Source organism: Streptacidiphilus sp. MAP5-3 (assembly GCF_041262505.1).
Taxonomy (GTDB): domain Bacteria; phylum Actinomycetota; class Actinomycetes; order Streptomycetales; family Streptomycetaceae; genus Streptacidiphilus.
The window spans coordinates 48,842-66,354 of the sequence record NZ_JBGCCL010000036.1 but is presented as its reverse complement, the minus strand read 5'-3'; the positions used below and the strand labels follow the sequence as shown (position 1 = coordinate 66,354).

Genomic DNA, 17,513 nt, shown 5'->3' with positions numbered 1-17,513 from the left:
CCCCGCCCGGCCGCCGGTTATGTTCGCGCGGCGCGGGGGGGGCCCCCCCCCGGTGGGCGCCCCCCCCCCGGGGGGGGGGGGGGGTTTTTTTCCACCCCCCCCCCCCCGCGCCTCTAGGTAGTGCAACTGCTACGCCGCCTTCAACGCTTCCCTCAGCGGGACCCTGGCGCCGCTGCGCAGGACTGAATTGCGGTAGATCCGGCCTGCGAAGCGCAGCATCACCGCGCCGCAGGCGAGGGTGAGGGCCAGGGAGACGAGGACCTGCCAGAGCGGCGCCACGCCCAGCGCCCAGCGCATGGGCATGATCTCCGGGGCCGTGAGCGGCACGAAGGAGAGGATCTCGGCGAGCTGGTTCTGCGGGTTGGTCGGCAGGACCGAGATCGCGACGACCCAGCCGGCGATCAGCGGCATGATGATCGGCGCCATCACGCCGCCGAGGTCTTCCTGGCGGGAGACCATCGCGCCGGCCGAGGCGAAGATCATGGCGAAGAGCCAGAAACCCGCCACGAACCAGGCCAGCGTCCAGGCGAAGCTGCCGACCGACGCGCTGAGCGGGAGATTCAGCTGTCCGTCGGCCATGCCGATGGCCAGGCCGATGGCGCTCGGCACGACCAGCTGCAACGCGCCGATCACCGCGATGCCCGCGACCTTGCCCGCCAACAGCTGCCACGGCTTGATCGTGGCGAGCAGCAGTTCGACGACGCGGCTGCTCTTCTCCTCGACCACACCCTGGGCCACCATCTGACCGACCGTCATCAGGATCAGGTACATCAGCAGCCCGGCCGCGATCGCGATGGTGATCTTCTGGCCCTGCTGCGGGTCGTTCTTCTCCAGCGCCGTGACCTGGACCTGCTGGGACGCCAGCGTGGGTTGCTGGCCGACCAGGGAGAGGACGGTCTTGAGCGAGTCCGGCAAGGTCTTCTTGACCGTCACCACCGTTCCGCTGCCGGGAGTGTGGACCGCGAAGGCGTCGACCTTGCCGTCGCGGACCAGGGCCGTGCCGGAAGCCGCGTCCGGGACGACCGTGACCGAGAGGTTCTGGTGGAGCGCGTTCGCGATCTGCTCCAGGGAGTTGCCGTAGACCGACTCCTGCTGGGTGACGGCGACCTTGGCGGTGCTCGGGCTGGAGTGGGCGAACTTGGTGATGATCGGCAGGGCGACGAACGCGAGGGCGGAGATCGCCATCACGATCAGGAACGCCTTGGACCGCAGTCGGACCCGCAGTTCGCGGCCGGCGACCAGTCGGATCGCCTCCGCGCCGCCGATCTCCAGGCGCCGCGGCGCACCCTGCGCCCGGTCGTTCCGAGCGCCGTTGTTCTGCTCGCTGCTGCTCACTGCGCCCTCTCCCCCGTCGTGCCGACTGCCGTGCCGACTGCCGTGCCAACTGCCGTGCTCGCAGGCGTTCCCGCCGGCGCGTCCAACCCCGGGCCCAACGCCGGGTCCGCGCTCACCACATGCCGGAAGAGCTCCGTCAGCGTCGAGCGGCGGCGGGCGAACTCACGGACCGGGCCGGTGGCCAACGCCGCGGCCAGGACCGCCTGGTCGTCGGCGCCGTCGGCGAGGGCGAGGACCGTGCGTCCGGCGTCCTGGCCACGGACGGTGACGCCGGGCAGGGCGTCCGCCCATCCGTCGGGCGCGTCCGGCGCGTGGACCAGGAGCTCCTCGCCGCCGGAGGCGCGCAGCGCCTCGACGGTGTCGCAGGCGACCATGCTGCCCGCGCGGACGATGCCGACGCGGTCGCAGAGCCGCTCGACCAGGTCCAGTTGGTGGCTGGAGAAGATGACCGGGATGCCCTCGGCGACCTTCTCGCGGAGCACCTCGCTCATCACGTCCACGGCCACCGGGTCCAGACCGGAGAAGGGCTCGTCGAGGACGAGTATCTCCGGGTGGTGGACCAGCGCGGCGGCCAGCTGGACGCGCTGCTGGTTGCCGAGGCTCAGCTTCTGCACCTCGTCGCCGAACCGGGCGTCGACGCCCAGCCGCTCGGACCAGGTAAGGGCGGCCTGGACCGCGTCGGCACGGGTCAGGCCGTGCAGACGGGCCAGGTACTCCAGCTGCTCGCCGACCTTCATCCGCGGGTAGAGGCCGCGCTCCTCCGGCATGTAGCCGATGCGGCTGCGGGTCTCCAGCGTCACCGGTGCGCCGTCCCAGCGGACCTCGCCGGAGTCGGCGGCCAGCACGCCCAGGATGATCCGCATGGTGGTGGTCTTACCGGCGCCGTTGCTTCCGACGAAGCCGAAGATCTCTCCGGCCCGGACGTCGAAAGCCATGCCGTCCAACGCGACGGTGTCGCCGTAGCGCTTGGAGACGCGGTCGACTTCGAGTCGTCGATCGCTCACGTGCTCATCACTCCCCCGTGAGGCTCGTTCGATCGGTCAATCGTGCTTTCGATTGACCAGGTGTCACCCTAGCGGGTGGCACGGTGATCCGGATCGTGTACCTCGCCGACGAGTTCCTCAAGTACGTCCTCCAGCGCCACCAGGCCCAGACTGCGTCCCTCGGCGTCGACGACGCCCGCCAGGTGCGCCGCGGAGTGGCGCATCGCGCCGAGCGCGTCGTCCAGCGGAAGGTCGCCGCGGAGGGTGAGGATCGGTCGCCACAGGCGCTGCGGCACCGTCACGTCCCGCTCCTCCAGGTCCAGCACGTCCTTGACGTGCAGGTACCCGAGGAACCCCGGGCAGGAGTCGTCGCCGACCACGGGGAAGCGGGAGTAGCCGGTGCGGACGGCCAGTTCCTCCACCCCCTCGGCGGTCACCGTGCGGTCGACCGTGACCAGGCGGTCCATCGGCATGACGACCTCACGCACCGGGCGCAGCCCGAGCTCCAGGGCGTCCTCCAGCCGCTCCTGCGCGTGTCCGGCCAACAGGCCGGCCGCGTAGGAGTCCTGGATCAGGTGGGCGAGCTGCTCGCTGGTGTAGGCCGCGTCGATCTCGTCCTTGGACTCCACGCGGAGCAGCCGCAGCAGCAGCTCGGCGCAGGCGTTGAGGAAGCCGATGAACGGGCGCAGCGGCCGGGCGAGCGCCGCCAGCGGCGGGCCCAGCACGAGCGCGGCGCGCTCGGGGGTGGCCAGCGCGATGTTCTTCGGGACCATCTCGCCGATCACCATGTGCAGCGCGACGACGACCGCCAGGGCCAGCACGTACGCGATCGGGTGCACCAGCTGCGCGGGGACGCCGAGCGCGTGGAACGGGCCTTCCAGCAGTCCGGCCAGGGCCGGTTCGGCCAGCGCGCCGAGAAGCAACGAACAGACTGTGATCCCGAGTTGGGCGGCGGCCATCATCGCCGTGACGTCTTCGAGAGCGCGCACGACCGTGGCCGCGCGCCGGTCGCCTGCCTCCGCGAGCGGCTCGACCTGGCTGCGGCGCACCGCGACCAGCGCGAACTCCGCGCCGACGAAGAAGGCGTTGCCGAGCACGAGCAGGATCGCAAACGCGAGCTCAAGAACGTTCACCGCTCACCTGCCGGACCCTGCGTGGCACGATCAGTGCGATCGGTGCGATCAGAACGATCAAAGCGGTCCGATCGATCCGATCGACTCCGCTGGTTTCGATCACGATGCTCGCGGTGATTGTGGTGATCGCGGTGATTGTGGTGATCCGGTTCCACCAGGCGCTCCAGGCGGACCAGTTCGGTGCGGTGCCGCTGCACCTCCAACGCGGTGAGCCGCCAGCCGGGCAGCTCCGCGCTGTCGCCCTCAGCGGGCAGGCGGCCGAGCAGGTCGGTGAGCAGGCCGGCGACCGTCTCGTACGGGCCGTCCGGTGCCCGGAGGCCGACGGACTCCAGCACGTCGACGCGGCAGCGGCCCTCCGCCTCCCACGCCTGCCGACCCTCGACGGCCGCCACCGGCCGCAGCTCGGGCAGGTCGGCCGGGTCGTGCTCGTCCTGGACCTCGCCGACCATCTCCTCGACGATGTCCTCCAGCGTCGCCACCCCGGCCGTCCCGCCGTACTCGTCGACCACGACGGCCAGTTGCTGACGGCTGCGCAGCAGGTCGAGCAGCCGGTCGGCGGGCAGCGTCTCCGGCACCAGCAGCGGCGGCGAGGCGAGCGCGCCGACCCGCACCGCGGCGCGGTTCCCGGCCCGCACGGCGAGCGCGTCCTTCAGCGTCACCACGCCGACCACGTCGTCGATCGACTGCCGGTAGACGGGGAAGCGGGAAAGCCCGGTCGCCCGGGTCAGGTTGAGCACGTCGGCGGCGGTGGCGTGGTCCTCCAGCGCGGCGACGTCGATGCGCGGGGTCATCACGCTCTCCGCCGTCAGCTCGGCCAGGCCGAGCGTGCGGACGAACAGGTCTGCGGTGTCGCGTTCCAGCGCGCCCTCACTCGCCGAGTGCCGGGCCAGCGCGACCAGTTCCTCGGCGCTGCGCGCGGACGCGAGCTCCTCGGCGGGCTCCAGGCCGAACCCGCGGACGATGCGGTTGGCGATCCCGTTGAGCAGGAGGATCAGCGGGCGGCAGAGCGTGGAGAAGATCCGCTGCGGCGCGGCGACCACCCGGGCCACCTGGAGCGGACGCGAGATCGCCCAGTTCTTCGGGACCAGCTCACCGACGACCATCTGCAGCACGGTCGCCAGCAGCATCCCCACCACCGCGGCCACCCCGGTCACCAGCGATCCCGGCAGCCCCACCGACGTGAGCGGCGGCGAGAGCAGCCGGGCCAGTGCGGGGTTGGCCAGCATGCCGACGAGCAGCGAGGTGACGGTGATGCCGAGCTGCGCGCCGGAGAGCTCGAAGGAGAGGGTGCGCAGTGCCCGCGCGACCCCGGCCGCACGCCGGTCCCCCGTGGCCGCGGCCCGGTCCACCTCCCCCCGGTCGACGGTGACGAAGGCGAACTCGGCGGCCACGAAGACGCCGTTGGCCAGGATCAGCAGGACGGCGATGCCGAACAGCAGCCAGGCCGCGGCGATACTGTGAGGGTCCATGGACGGGGCAACTTCTCCAAGTCATCCAAAGTTTTGGCAAAGACGCCTACCGTACCAGGATGCCTGAAAACTCGGGATGAACGACGCAGGTCAGCGCTGTGCCGTCCCGTAGACGTCCACGCACGCCTGCAACTCCTTGGCCTTCCGGGCCGCCTGACGCCGTCCCGCGCCCGGCTGGATGGCGACGACCGCGAGGGTGCCACCGTCGGCGAGGTCGAGCAGCACCCACGGGTCGCCCTGACGCAGGTTGACGCCGATGATCTGCGGCCACTCCAGGCGGCGGGTGCGGACGAAGTTGACCACCGTCAGCCCCTGCCGGTCGGCCTTGGCCTTGGGGCGGGCCAGCACCACCAGGACGATCGCGAAGACCACACCGGAGCTGCCGATCCCGATCCGGTCGTGGCGCTGCCAGTCGGGCGCGGACAGGATCGCGAGCGTCGCGAAGAACGCCACGGAGACCGCCGCCAGCCCGAGCAGCACGACGCGGGTCAGCACCGGCCGCCACGTGTGCGGCAGCGTCGGCGGACCGGTCACCCGGCTCGGGCGGGCGGTCATGTCAGCGCCTCCACAGCGTCTCCCTCGCGGGTTCTCCCTGGCGGGCCCCCACTGATCCTCCCCCGGTGACCCGCCAAGGATTCACCGCCAGCCTCTCAGAGGCGGCAGGCGTGGATGTTGGTCACCAGGATGGCGCGCGCCCCGATGCCCCACAGGTCGTCCATGATCCGCTGAGCCTCCTTCCGCAACACCATCGAACGGACCGCCACCCAACCCTCGCTGTGCAGCGGGGAGACGGTCGGCGACTCCAGGCCGGGCGTCAGCGCAACCGCCTCGGCGACGCGCTCCGCCCGGATGTCGTAGTCCATCATCACGTACCGACGGGCCACCAGAACACCCTGCAGACGTCGCATGAACTGGTCCACGGCGGGCTCCTCGGTCGCGCCGACGGAACGGATCACCACCGCGTCGGAGACCAGGATCGGCTCGCCGAAGACCTCCATGCCAGCGTTGCGCAGGCTGGTGCCGGTCTCCACCACGTCGGCGATCACGTCGGCGACGCCGAGCTGCACGGCCGTCTCGACGGCGCCGTCCAGCTTGGTCACGGTGGCGGAGACGCCCGCCTCGGCCAGGTGCTTCTCGACCAGGCCGGTGTAGGAGGTCGCGATCCGGCGGCCCTCCAGGTCCTTGACGCTGGTGGCGACACCGGGCGGGCCGGCGAAGCGGAAGGTCGAGGCGGCGAAGCCGAGCGAGAGGATCTCCTCGGCGTTGGCTCCGGAGTCCAGCAGCAGGTCGCGGCCGGTGAAGCCGACGTCGAGACGGCCGGAGCCGACGTAGATCGCGATGTCGCGCGGGCGCAGGTAGAAGAACTCGACGTTGTTCTCCGGGTCGACCAGGACCAGCTCCTTGCTGTCCTTACGCTGACGGTACCCGGCCTCATGGAGCATGCCGGCCGCCGGTTCGGCGAGGGAGCCCTTGTTGGGGACGGCGATGCGGAGCATGGGTCTTGGCCTTTCGTCCGGTGCTGCGTGGGTGAACTGCTGAGCTGGTGAACTGCTGGACTGGACTGCTGAACTACGGGGTGGGAAGAGCTGGTTGGTGAACGTGGTGCGGACGTCTGCGGATCGGCCCCGGACATGAAGAAGCGGGGCACCGAAACGGCTCGGTGCCCCGCTGCGTCATGACACGCGGGGTCTACAGATGGGCGTAGACGTCTTCCAGGCTGAGGCCGCGCGCGACCATCATCACCTGCAGGTGGTACAGCAGCTGGGAGATCTCCTCGGCGGTCCGCTCGTCGGACTCGTGCTCGGCGGCCATCCACACCTCGGCGGCCTCTTCGACGACCTTCTTGCCGATGGCGTGGACGCCCAGGCCGACCAGCTCGGCGGTGCGCGAACCGGGCGCGCCGGAGGTGGCCTTCTGCTGCAGCTCGGTGAAGAGCTCTTCGAATGTCTTCTGCGCCATGATGGGCTCCACCCTACGTGGTTCCCTGGGAACAGGTCGTGTCGTCCCACCGTACGGACGGTGTCGTGGACGCCAATCCCTGCGGATTCCCTGCGGATCCTCTGCGGCATCCCTCCGGCGAACCCGGCCGGCGGCGTGCTCAGCCCGCCAGGCCCCGGAGCAGCACGGCCGTGCTGAGCGCCGCCGTGGTCGCCTCGTGGCCCTTGTCCTCCTTGGAGTCGGGCAGTCCCGCGCGGTCCAGCGCCTGCTGCTCGTTGTCACAGGTCAGCAGCCCGAAACCGACCGGGATGCCGGAGTCGACGGAGACCTGGGTCAGCCCCATGGTCGCGGCCTCGCACACAAAGTCGAAGTGTGGCGTCCCGCCTCGGATGACGACGCCGAGCGCGACGATCGCGTCGTACTCACAGGCTGCGAGCACCTTCGCGGCCACCGGCAGCTCGAAGCTGCCGGGCACGCGCAGCAGCGTGCGGTCGGTGACGCCGTACTCGTCCAGCGCCCGCTCGGCGCCGGCGATCAGACCGTCCATGACCACGGTGTGCCACTGCGCCGCGACGATCGCGACCTTCAGGTCCTTCGCGCCCTGCACGTCGAGCTTGGGGGCTCCCTCGCCGCTCACTTGCTTCGTCCTCTCGGTGGTGATTCGGGTTCTGGTGGTGTTCTCTGAGCGCCGTCGGGCGCTGTCAGGCGCTGTGCGCCGGGACGGGCTCTTCCAGCCACGGCAGGTCGTGGCCCATCCGGTCGCGCTTGGTCAGCAGGTAGCGCAGGTTGTGCTCGCCGACGCCGACGCGTACCGCCTCACGGTCCGTCACCTGGACGCCGTGACCGCTCAGCGCCTCGTGCTTGTCGGGGTTGTTGCTCAGCAGCCGCACGGAGCGGACTCCGAGGTCGGTCAGGATCATCGCGGCGGCACGGTAGTCGCGGGCGTCGGCCGGCAGGCCCAACTCGAGGTTGGCGTCGACCGTGTCCCGGCCGTCCTCCTGCAGTTCGTAGGCGCGCAGCTTGTGCAGCAGTCCGATGCCGCGGCCCTCGTGACCGCGCAGGTAGAGGACGACGCCGCGACCCTCCTGCGCTATCCGCGTCAGCGACGCGGCCAGCTGCGGCCCGCAGTCGCAGCGCAGCGAGCCGAAGACGTCGCCGGTCAGGCACTCGGAGTGGACCCGGACCAGCACGTCCTCGCCGTCCGGCAGCCGTCCGTCCGGGCCCAGGCCGCCCGCGACCAGGGCGATGTGCTCGATGCCGTCCGGCTCGCTGCGGTAGCCGAGCGCGGTGAACGAGCCGTGCTCGGTCGGCAGCGAGGTGGTCGCCGCGCGGGTGACGCTCGCCTCGGCGCGGCGTCGGTAGGCGATCAGGTCCTCGATGGAGACGATGGCCATGCCGTGGCGGCGCGCGAACGGGACCAGCTCCGGCAGTCGGGCCATGGTGCCGTCGTCGTTGGCGATCTCGCAGATCGCGGCGGCCGGACGCAGCCCGGCCAGGCGGCACAGGTCCGGCCCGGCCTCGGTGTGGCCGTCGCGCTCCAGCACGCCGCCCGCGCGGGCGCGCAGCGGGAAGACGTGGCCGGGGCGGACGAAGTCGCCGGGGACGGTGGCCGGGTCGGCCAGCATACGGATCGTCAGCGCCCGGTCGGCGGCGGAGATCCCGGTGGTGGTGCCCTCCCTGGCGTCCACCGAGACGGTGAAGGCGGTGCGCATCGACTCGGTGTTCTGCTGGACCATCTGGTCCAGCTCCAACCGGTCCAGGTCCTCGCCGGTCATCGGCACGCAGAGCAGGCCGCGGCACTCGCGCATCGCGAAGGCGACCAGCTCGGGCGTGGCGAGCTCGGCTGCGAAGACCAGGTCGCCCTCGTTCTCGCGGTTCTCGTCGTCGACGACCACGATGCCGCGCCCGGCGGCGAGTTCGGCGACGGCGAACTCGATGCTGTCGAGGGTGAGGTCCTCGTAGACCTCACCGTGCTGCTGGGCCAGTTCCTGAACGGCGGTCATGCGACGGCTCCTTCCGCGTGCGCGGAGCGGTCCTGCTGGGTGGGGAGTTCGAGCTGCGGGGTGCGGGTACGCAGCCACCAGGAGCGCAGACCCAGGATCACCAGGACGAAGTAGATGATGTAGACGTAACCGGAGAAGGCGTAGCCGCTGGTGAAGTTGAGCGGCACCCCGACGAGGTCGACGGCGAGCCAGGCGAACCAGAACTCGACCCAGCCACGGGCCTGCGCGTACATGGCCGCAAGCGTGCCGGTGAAGATGTAGGCGTCGGGCCAGGGGCTCCAGGACAGGCTCGGGTAGGCCTTGAACAGCTCGGCCAGTGCGACCGTGCCGACGACCGTGCCCGCGACCAGTACGCCACGCTCGGCCCAGGTCGCGAAGCGCACGGTGACGTCACCGGCCTTGGCCCGTCCGCGTTGCCACCGGTACCAGCCCCAGACCGAGACGACGACCACGATCAGCTGCTTGCCCGCGCTGCCGCTCAGGTGCCCGGCCGCGAAGGCCGCGAAGAGCACGACGCCGGAAAGCAGCTGCACGGGCCAGGTGAGCATCGAGCGTCGCCAGCCCAGCGCGAGGGCGCCGAGGCCGAGCAGGTTGCCCACCATGTCCGACCACTTGATGTGCTGCCCGAACAGGCTGAACGCCGTGCTGTTGAGGTCGTTGACCAAGCCGCTCATGGTCCGTCAGACCTCCGACGTCGCGATGTCGCCGAGCTGGAACGCGCGGTCGGTGAGCATCCGCTCGACGTACTTGGCGATGACGTCGACCTCGAGGTTGACCGGCTCGCCGATCCCCTTGCGGCCCAGCGTGGTGTGGGCGAGCGTGGCCGGGATCAGGCTGACCGTGAACGAGTCGCGGGCCGCCTCCACCACCGTCAGGCTGATGCCGTCGACGGTGATCGAGCCCTTCTCGACCAGGTACCGGGAGAGGTGGGCCGGGAGGCTGAAGCGCAGCACCTCCCACTGCGGGCTGCCGTCCGCGCCGGCGTCGCCGGGAGCGCGGGAGAGCAGCTCGGCGGTGCCGTCGACATGACCCTGCACCAGATGTCCGCCCAGGCGCGCGCCGAGGGCCATCGCCCGCTCCAGGTTGACCCGGGAGCCGACGGCGAGGGCGGCCAGGCTGGACCGCTCCAGCGTCTCGCGCATCACGTCGGCACTGAACTCGCCCGGCTGGGCGGCCAGTTCGGCGTCGGTGTCGAGGACGGTCAGGCAGACGCCGTTCACCGCGATGGACTGGCCCTCGTGGGCGTCAGCGGTGGTGAGGGGGCCGCGCAGGCGGATACGGGCGGAGTCGCCCAGGTCCTCGATCGAGAGGACCTCGCCAAGCTCTTCGATGATTCCCGTGAACATTCAGCTCTCCGTGACCTCGCGCCTACTGCGCGGTCTCCGGGGCTGTATCGGGAGCTGACAACGGACGACAATCCACGGGTCACGGGACGACGCGGAGCCCTGCCGGTAGCCCGGAACGGGCCGAACCGGACGCATCCGGGGAGGATGCGCGCGTTGCGACGACGCCGCAGCCCGACGTCCGCCGCGCACTGCCTCCCATCCGGACTTTCACCGTCGGTCCAGGAATTTCACCTGGTCAACCGACCGCTGGAGGCGGCCGGGTCGCGGACTGTAACCGCCGGTTCGGAATTACACCGACCCCGGAGTGCGCAAACGTCGTACTGCTGCAGTCAGTCTGCCACGAACCCGTGTCAAGGGCGCAAGACCCGTCACCCGCCCGCGCCTGTGGGATGGATCACCGCCGGGAGCAGGAATGAATCCACGCCGAGGCGCTGACCTGCTGAGCTGTGCCGACGCGGCGCTGCGCCGCCTCCGTGCTGTGCCGACTCTGTCCAGTGCCGACGCGGCGCTGCGCCGCGTCACTCCTCCGCGGGCTGGCCGGTGTTCGGCCGGACCAGACCGCTCTCGTAAGCGAGGACCACCAGCTGCGCGCGGTCGCGCGCGCCGAGCTTGAGGAGAGCGCGGCTGACATGGGTCTTGACGGTGAGCGGGCTGACCGCGAGCTGCTCGCCGATCTCGTCGTTGGACAGGCCGGTGGCCACCAGGGAGACGATCTCGCGTTCGCGGTCGGTCAGCGCCGAGAGGCTGGTGGGCGCGGGCGTCGGGTTGGTGCGGTCGGGCTGGGAGAGGAACCGGGAGATCAGCTCCTTGGTCGCGGCGGGCGTCAACAGCGCCTCGCCCCGGGCGACCACCCGGATCGCGTCGAGCAGCGCGTCCGGCTCCGCGCCCTTGCCCAGGAAGCCGCTGGCCCCGGCACGCAGCGCCTGGAAGACGTAGTCGTCTATCTCGAAGGTGGTCAGCACCAGCACCCGGACACCCGCCAGGTCCTCGTCGGCGATGATCCGGGCGGTGGCCTCCAGGCCGTCCATCTCCGGCATCCGGATGTCCATCAGCACGACGTCGGCGCGGGCCTTCTTGGCCAGCGCGACCGCCTCGTGCCCGGTGGCGGCCTCGCCGACGACCGTGAGGTCGGGCGCGGAGTCCACAAGCACCTTGAGGCCCGCCCTGACCAGGACCTGGTCGTCAGCGAGCAGCACACGGATGGTCATGCGGTTCCCGTCATTCCGGCGACGGCAGGGGCGTCTGCCGCTGGGGTGGTCAGCGAGGTCGTCTGCGACGTTGTCTGCGCGGGCGTGGCGGAGCCTGCGCCCGGCTCGTAGGGCAGCTCCACCACGACGCGGAACCCCCCGTCCGGGCGCGGCCCGGCCCGGAAGCTGCCGCCCACGGTGGCCGCGCGCTCGCGCATGCCGATGATCCCGTATCCGCCGGACGTGCGGGGCTCCCCGCGCGCGGCGCGGTCACCACGCTCGCCCCGCTCGGGACGCTCACTGCGGTCGGAGCGCTCGGACGGGCCGCCCGTGGGCCCCTCGTCCTCGACCTCGATGCGCAGCGTGCGCGACCGGTAGTCGAGCCGCACCACGGCCGAGGAGCTCCCGGCGTGCTTGCCGACATTGGTCAGCGACTCCTGGACGACCCGGTAGGCGGTCAGGTCGACGGTGGCCGGAAGCGGCTGCGGCACGCCCTCGACATGCCGTTCGACCCGCAGGCCCGCCTTCTCGAACTTGGCCAGCAACGCCGGAAGCTGGTCCAGTCCCGGCGCGGGCTCGCGCGGGCTGACGGAGTTCTCGTCGTTCTCGCCGGTCTGCCGCAGCACGGCCACGGTCGCGCCGAGCTCGGTAAGCGCGGCGCGCCCGGCCTCGCGGACCTGGGCGAGCGCCTCGCGCGCGGTGTCGGGCTGGGTGGCCAGCACGGTCGAGGCGACCCCGGCCTGGATGTTGATCAGCGCTATGTGGTGACCGACGATGTCGTGCAGTTCGCGGGCGATCCGCAGCCGTTCTTCGGCGACACGGCGGCGGGCCTCCTCCTCGCGGGTGTGCTCGGCGCGGCGGGCCCGCTCCTCTATCGCCGCGACGAAGGCGCGACGGCTGCGCACCGCCTCGCCTATCGCGACGGTCATCGCGGTCCAGGCGAAGGCGTAGCCGTTGACGGCCTGGTCCCACTTCTCCGGAGAGAGCGCCATGCTCGCGATGCCGACGGAGAGCACCGCGATGCCGCCGATGGCGAGGGCGAGCCGACGCTCGACGACGGAGCAGACGGTGTAGATCCCGAGACCGGCACCGGCCAGGATCGGGCCACGCACGGGCCCGACGAACATGTACCCAACGGTCGCGGCCACGGTGAGCGCCAGCACCGACACCGGATAGCGGCGACGCAGCGCCAGCGGAGCGTAGACCAGGAACCCGGCGACGACCAGCACCTCGGAGGGGTCGATCTCGGACCAGCTCTTGGTCGGGCCGCCGTCGCGCCAGACGAGGGTGAGCCCGTAGAGCCCGAACGCCAGCAGCGTGTCCATCCAGTAGGGATGGGCACGCGCGAAGAGGCGGATGCGGCGGAGCAGGTCCATGGCTTCAACGGTAGAGGCAAAGCGGTCATGGACCGTCATGCCGTGGTACCGATCACCTGGGCCGAACCTACGTGCCACCTCGTATAACCTGGTCCGGTTTGGACGGCTTACGGGGATTTCTACCCCAGCGCCCTCGAACACGACTGCTGTCACGCGAACAGAACCGCGACGATGTGGAGAGCCGATGAGCGGCGAGCTGAGTCGCAGCGGAGCGGAGCCGAAGCGAAGCGCGAAGGAACAGCCATGAGCGGCGAGCTGAGTCGCAGCGGAGCGGAGCCGAAGCGAAGCGCGAAGGAACAGACGTGAGTGGCCGGGGCCTCGGCGGCTGGGAACTGCACGGGGACGGCCGGCACATCGAGACCGGCGAGGTCGTCAAGCCCTGGGAGCGGCTGAGCTGGGGCCGGACCATCGGCCTGGGCGCGCAGCACGTCGCGTCGATGATCGGCGCCTGCTACGTCGCACCGCTGCTGATGGGCCTGGACCCGAACCTCACCGTGATGATGTCGGGCGTCGCGACCATCCTCTTCCTGCTGCTGACCCGCGGCCGGATCCCGAGCTACCTCGGCAGCAGCCTCTCCTTCGTAGGCGCGGCGACGACGATCAGGCTGCAGGGCGGCTCGACGTCGGCGATCACCGGCGCGCTGCTGGTGACCGGTCTGGTGCTGGCCGTGTTCGGGCTGGTGGTGAAGGCGGGCGGGGCCCGGATCATCCACGTGGTACTGCCGCCCGCGGTGACCGGCGCGGTGGTCATGCTGATCGGCTTCAACCTCGCGCCGGTGACCGCCGGCACGTACTGGCCGCAGGACCAGTGGGTGGCGCTGGCCACGATGGCGGCGACCGGCTTCGCGCTGGTGGCGCTGCGCGGCTTCTGGTCCCGTATCGCGATCTTCCTGGGGCTGGTCTTCGGCTACGCGTTCTCCTGGGTGTTGGACCGCACGCTCGGCAAGATCTACTCGCCGGACGGCAGCGGCAAGGTCACCGACCACTGGCGGCTCAACCTCTCCGGCGTCGGCCACGCCCGCTGGGTCGGCCTGCCGCACTTCCACGGACCGACGTTCAGCGGGTCGGCGATCGTGGTCGCGCTGCCGGTCGTCATCGCGCTGATCGCGGAGAACACCGGTCACGTCAAGGCGGTCAGCGAGATGACCGGCGCGGACCTGGACGACAGGATGGGCGACGCGATCGCCGCTGACGGCATCGCGACGGTCCTCTCCACGGCGGTCGGCGGCGGGGCCACCACCACCTACGCCGAGAACATCGGCGTGATGGCGGCCACCCGCGTCTACTCCACGGCCGCCTACTGGTGCGCGGCGGTCTTCGCCTTGCTGTTCGGCCTCTGCCCGAAGTTCGGCGCGATCATCACGGCGATCCCCGGCGGGGTGCTGGGCGGCATCACGGTCGTCCTCTACGGCATGATCGGCCTGCTCGGCGCGCAGATCTGGATCCGCAACAAGGTGGACCTGACCAACCCAATCAACCTGATCCCCTGCGCGGCCGGGATCATCATCGGCGCGGGCGGCGTCACTATGAAGATCAGCAGCAGCTTCTCGCTCGGTGGCATCGCCCTGGGCACGATCGTGGTCCTCTTCGGCTACCACGCGCTGCGCCCGCTGGCTCCGGCCGCCATGCGGCAGGCCGCGACGGCGGGACAGGCCGGACAGGCCGAGGCCGACGGGACGCAGCCGACGGAGGGTCAGACCGGTTCGGGCTCGGCCACGGACTGACCTGAAGGCTTTCGCTCACCCACCTCGTGTCAGCAACCGGGCTGCGGCGGCGACTTCGCCGTTGATCCGGCGTCGTGGGATCGGCACGGTGGCACCGCCTCTCGGTGGCCGGGGTGTGGGCAGGGGCGTGCGGGCTGAGCGGTCGTCAGGCGAGGGCGGACTCGCCGTTGGCCTCCTCCTCCAGATGCCAGTGCAGGTCCAGCACGCCCGGTTCCAGGGAAAGCCGGGTGACGACCGGCTCCAGCGCCTTGCCCGCATCCCCCTCGACGGTGACGGTCGCGCGGAGGCTGGCCACGTCCTCGCCCTCCCGGGTGGCACGCAGCCCGGCGGGAGTGAGACCGGCGCCGGTGAGTGCCTGCAACAGCAGGGCGCGGATGTGCGACTCGTTGCGACGGCTGCAGCGCAGGTGCACGGTCACCCGGCTGCTGGTGTCCGGGTCGGACCCGGCCGAAGGCGCCCGGTCCAGCAGCCGCCCGGCCGGGCGGAGCACCAGGTGGACGGCGAGTACGGCGAACGTCCCGACCAGCGCCAACTGGAGCCGCCCGGACGCCGCCAGCACTCCGACGGCCGCCGAGCACCACAGCGTGGCAGCGGTGTTGAGCCCGCGCACGCCGCCGCTGTCGCGCAGGATCACGCCACCGCCGAGGAAGCCGATGCCGGACACGACGTAGGACGCGACGCGGGTGGGGCTGCTGGTGTCCCCGGCCGCGACGCTGTAGAGGACGAACAGCGTCGCGCCGGTGGCGACCAGCGCGTTGGTGCGCAGCCCGGCCATCCGGGCGCGCCACTGTCGTTCGACGCCGATCAGTGCGCCGCAGCCGACGCCGGTGCCGAGACGGATCAGGAATTCGGCGGTGGTCAGGGACTGCACAGCCCGGACTCCTTCGGTGGTTCGTGTTCGGTGGCTCGTGTTAGGTGGTTCGTTTGCGTGGTCGGGCCGAGTATGCGTGGTCGGAGCCGTCCTGCTGGGGAACTCCAGACGTCGGCACGTCGGCGGGACGTCTCCCCCCCGTCACGTGGGCAGACGAAAAGCGGACCTGGCGGAAGGATCGGGAAATTCCTCGGACCGAATGCGGGCAGCACAAATTCACACCCGTGGCCGGAACGGCGAAATGACCGGATCAGGCCATGCGTGTGCGTACCCGTGTGTCAGGAACTGCCTGCTGCGGGACCGGTCGAGCGCGGATGCGGACTACTGCCAGGTTTCATCAGGCCCCACCTCCCCAGGTCAGCGCACTCCCGTGCGGAACACCGACACCTCCCACGTAAGAGCTTCGGCACTGCACGGCGTGTCCCGCCCATCGGTCGGGCGGGAAGCCACTTGGCCTCAACCCTTAAGCCGGGAAGAGGTGTCCTGACCCTGGGCGTCTCTCGACGTCGTCGGGTCAGTGGCCTGTGTCCGTGCAGACGCCTCACCGAACGAGGTGTCGCAGGAGAAGTGAACCGACCCACGCGGGGGAAAGTCAACCCGGCACGTAACAATCAGCCGCTCCGGCAGTTGCACATCGGTCGCAGGTGGACGGAGGAATGAATTCCCGTCAGCCACAGAAGTCACCGGACAACGGCGACAACAACACGTCAAAGAATCCGGGAACTTGCTTCACCACCGAATCACTGATCTATGCTGAGGGCGTTGAAACGAAGAGGGCACCTCGTTCGGTGAGGCGTCTTCACGGACACAGGCCACTGATCCCACCCGTCGAGAGACGCTCCGGATCAGGACACCTCCTCCCGACCTAAGGGTTGAGGCCAAGTGGCTTCCCAGTCAGCGCACTTGGGATCACGCCGTGGAGTGCCAAAGCTCTGACGAGTTGGGGTGTTCCGGCTACCGCGTCCTGTCGCGGTCTCTCACAGCCGGTCCGCTCCTTGCCGCGTCGCATCGGTGCCACGCGCACCACGGCCGGAAGGAGGCGAAGTCATGGACGACAGTCCGAGTCCATGTCCGGGCCGACCCCTGCCCGGCCATCCCGCCGAGCCTGGTCCGGCCCGCGTTCACCGCTGACCGCACGCCCGCGCCGTCCGCCACGCCGTCGACGGCGTCGTGGCGCGGGCACGCCTGCCCAGAAGGAGCCTCTTCGTCATGACCGTGATGTCCTTTCGCCCGCACACCCCGCACACCAGCCCGCACACCACCCCGCAGACGTCCGGCCGTCGCCCGCACGACGTACTGCATGACGTAGTGCGCGGCGCGCTCGGCCGACTCCGGCACATCAGGGCCTCCCGCCGTGTCCGCCGAGGCGTCGCTCGCCCAGGCCACCGTCACCGCGCTGCATACCACCGCCGCCGAGCCTTCGACCGCGTACGGGACACTGCGCCTCGCCCTCCACGACGGCGTCGAGCGCGTCTACCTGCTCGACCCGCACGACTTCGCCGCGACCACCTCCGCCGAGGTGGCCTACGACGCGCGGGTCCACGCCGCGTACATCCTGGCCGCCCAGGGCCACCGCCCGGAGTGGCTCGCGCCCCACCTCGACCTGCCGCTCTCCGCCGCCCGCGCGATCTGCGCCCGAGCGGAGCGCCACGGCCCACGCGGCCCGCGCAACGCCGTCGCACGCCGCTGAGCCCATCACCTACCCGGAAGGACCCCCCCGTGACGGTCACCTATCAGCGCGCACACCAGCACCGCGAGCTGTCCGCTGCCATCCCGCCGACCCGCCTGCCTTCGGCCGGCCGCAGGCCACCGGTCCCGGTGGCGGTCCCGCCACGCATCGAGGTCGACCGGCGGCGCCGCCGGGCCGTCGCCGGCGGGCGGCCCCTGGACCTGACCCGGCGTCAGTTCGACCTGCTGGCCCATCTGGTCGTCAACGCGGAGCTGGTCTTCTCGCGCACCCAGCTGCTGGAACTCGTCTGGGAGCAGCCGGACGTCGACGACGGCCGGACCGTCGACGTCCATGTCGCCCGGCTGCGCCGGAAACTGGGCGATCCGTACCGGTGGATGCTGGCCACCGTGCGCGGCGTGGGGTACAAGTACGACCCCGCGCCGTAGCCGCGGCGGCGCAACTGCGACGTTGTTGCAGGT

The 17,513-nt window shown here is 70.9% G+C and carries 17 protein-coding genes and 3 riboswitches; of the genes, 3 read left to right on the top strand and 14 right to left on the bottom strand.

Features of this window, described 5'->3' with window-relative positions; genetic code table 11:
- Positions 1-129: 129 nt before the first annotated feature.
- From ABH928_RS32945 to ABH928_RS32885, 13 genes are all read right to left on the bottom strand, one after another.
- The gene (locus ABH928_RS32945; RefSeq protein ID WP_370072361.1) at positions 130-1,335 is read right to left on the bottom strand and encodes an ABC transporter permease; all 1,206 of its coding nucleotides are present in this window, start codon (positions 1,333-1,335) and stop codon (positions 130-132) included.
- Positions 1,332-2,339 carry an ABC transporter ATP-binding protein gene (locus tag ABH928_RS32940; protein WP_370072360.1) on the bottom strand — a complete coding sequence of 336 codons (1,008 nt, stop codon included), beginning with the start codon at positions 2,337-2,339 and terminating at the stop codon, positions 1,332-1,334. Before ABH928_RS32940 ends, ABH928_RS32945 begins: the two co-directional genes overlap by 4 nt.
- Positions 2,340-2,407: 68 nt before the next feature.
- Positions 2,408-3,451: a hemolysin family protein gene (locus tag ABH928_RS32935; RefSeq protein WP_370072359.1), complete on the bottom strand. Its 1,044-nt coding sequence runs from the start codon at positions 3,449-3,451 to the stop codon at positions 2,408-2,410.
- Complete coding sequence (locus tag ABH928_RS32930) at positions 3,448-4,905, bottom strand: hemolysin family protein (RefSeq protein WP_370072362.1); 1,458 nt, start codon at positions 4,903-4,905, stop codon at positions 3,448-3,450. Before ABH928_RS32930 ends, ABH928_RS32935 begins: the two co-directional genes overlap by 4 nt.
- 105 nt (positions 4,906-5,010) lie before the next feature.
- Positions 5,011-5,475 (bottom strand): PH domain-containing protein, encoded by a 465-nt coding sequence (locus ABH928_RS32925; protein WP_370072358.1) that lies wholly within the window; start codon positions 5,473-5,475, stop codon positions 5,011-5,013.
- A 95-nt stretch (positions 5,476-5,570) separates the two neighbouring features.
- Positions 5,571-6,416 carry an ATP phosphoribosyltransferase gene (hisG, locus tag ABH928_RS32920; protein WP_370072357.1) on the bottom strand — a complete coding sequence of 282 codons (846 nt, stop codon included), beginning with the start codon at positions 6,414-6,416 and terminating at the stop codon, positions 5,571-5,573.
- 193 nt (positions 6,417-6,609) lie between these two features.
- Positions 6,610-6,879, bottom strand: coding sequence for a phosphoribosyl-ATP diphosphatase (locus ABH928_RS32915; protein ID WP_370072356.1), 270 nt, complete (start codon positions 6,877-6,879; stop codon positions 6,610-6,612).
- A 139-nt stretch (positions 6,880-7,018) separates the two neighbouring features.
- A complete protein-coding gene (gene ribH, locus ABH928_RS32910; protein ID WP_370072355.1) occupies positions 7,019-7,495 on the bottom strand; it encodes a 6,7-dimethyl-8-ribityllumazine synthase in 477 nt (158 codons plus the stop codon).
- A gap of 64 nt (positions 7,496-7,559) precedes the next feature.
- Positions 7,560-8,861, bottom strand: coding sequence for a bifunctional 3,4-dihydroxy-2-butanone-4-phosphate synthase/GTP cyclohydrolase II (locus ABH928_RS32905; RefSeq protein WP_370072354.1), 1,302 nt, complete (start codon positions 8,859-8,861; stop codon positions 7,560-7,562).
- Entirely contained in the window at positions 8,858-9,535 is a 678-nt protein-coding gene (locus ABH928_RS32900; protein ID WP_370072353.1) for a nicotinamide riboside transporter PnuC, read from the bottom strand. Before ABH928_RS32900 ends, ABH928_RS32905 begins: the two co-directional genes overlap by 4 nt.
- 6 nt (positions 9,536-9,541) lie before the next feature.
- Positions 9,542-10,207 (bottom strand): riboflavin synthase, encoded by a 666-nt coding sequence (locus ABH928_RS32895; RefSeq protein ID WP_370072352.1) that lies wholly within the window; start codon positions 10,205-10,207, stop codon positions 9,542-9,544.
- A 181-nt stretch (positions 10,208-10,388) separates the two neighbouring features.
- Positions 10,389-10,519, bottom strand: a riboswitch (FMN riboswitch).
- A gap of 206 nt (positions 10,520-10,725) precedes the next feature.
- Entirely contained in the window at positions 10,726-11,415 is a 690-nt protein-coding gene (locus ABH928_RS32890; protein ID WP_370072351.1) for a response regulator, read from the bottom strand.
- Positions 11,412-12,770, bottom strand: coding sequence for a sensor histidine kinase (locus tag ABH928_RS32885; protein ID WP_370072350.1), 1,359 nt, complete (start codon positions 12,768-12,770; stop codon positions 11,412-11,414). Before ABH928_RS32885 ends, ABH928_RS32890 begins: the two co-directional genes overlap by 4 nt.
- Before the next feature lie 302 nt (positions 12,771-13,072).
- Between ABH928_RS32885 and ABH928_RS32880 the strand changes: the two genes are divergently transcribed.
- Entirely contained in the window at positions 13,073-14,494 is a 1,422-nt protein-coding gene (locus ABH928_RS32880) for a uracil-xanthine permease family protein (RefSeq protein WP_370072349.1), read from the top strand.
- Between the two features lie 145 nt (positions 14,495-14,639).
- Here ABH928_RS32880 and ABH928_RS32875 read toward each other — a convergent pair whose 3' ends face one another.
- Complete coding sequence (locus ABH928_RS32875; protein ID WP_370072348.1) at positions 14,640-15,365, bottom strand: MgtC/SapB family protein; 726 nt, start codon at positions 15,363-15,365, stop codon at positions 14,640-14,642.
- Positions 15,366-15,745: 380 nt separating this feature from the next.
- Positions 15,746-15,925, bottom strand: a riboswitch (M-box (ykoK) riboswitch).
- A 213-nt stretch (positions 15,926-16,138) separates the two neighbouring features.
- Positions 16,139-16,317: riboswitch (M-box (ykoK) riboswitch) on the top strand.
- 402 nt (positions 16,318-16,719) lie between these two features.
- On the opposite strand from ABH928_RS32875, the gene ABH928_RS32870 reads away from it, so the two are divergent.
- Both ABH928_RS32870 and ABH928_RS32865 read left to right on the top strand, forming a co-directional pair.
- Positions 16,720-17,055, top strand: coding sequence for a hypothetical protein (locus ABH928_RS32870; protein WP_370072347.1), 336 nt, complete (start codon positions 16,720-16,722; stop codon positions 17,053-17,055).
- A gap of 29 nt (positions 17,056-17,084) precedes the next feature.
- Positions 17,085-17,480: a helix-turn-helix domain-containing protein gene (locus ABH928_RS32865; protein ID WP_370072346.1), complete on the top strand. Its 396-nt coding sequence runs from the start codon at positions 17,085-17,087 to the stop codon at positions 17,478-17,480.
- The last annotated feature ends 33 nt before the right edge of the window (positions 17,481-17,513 follow it).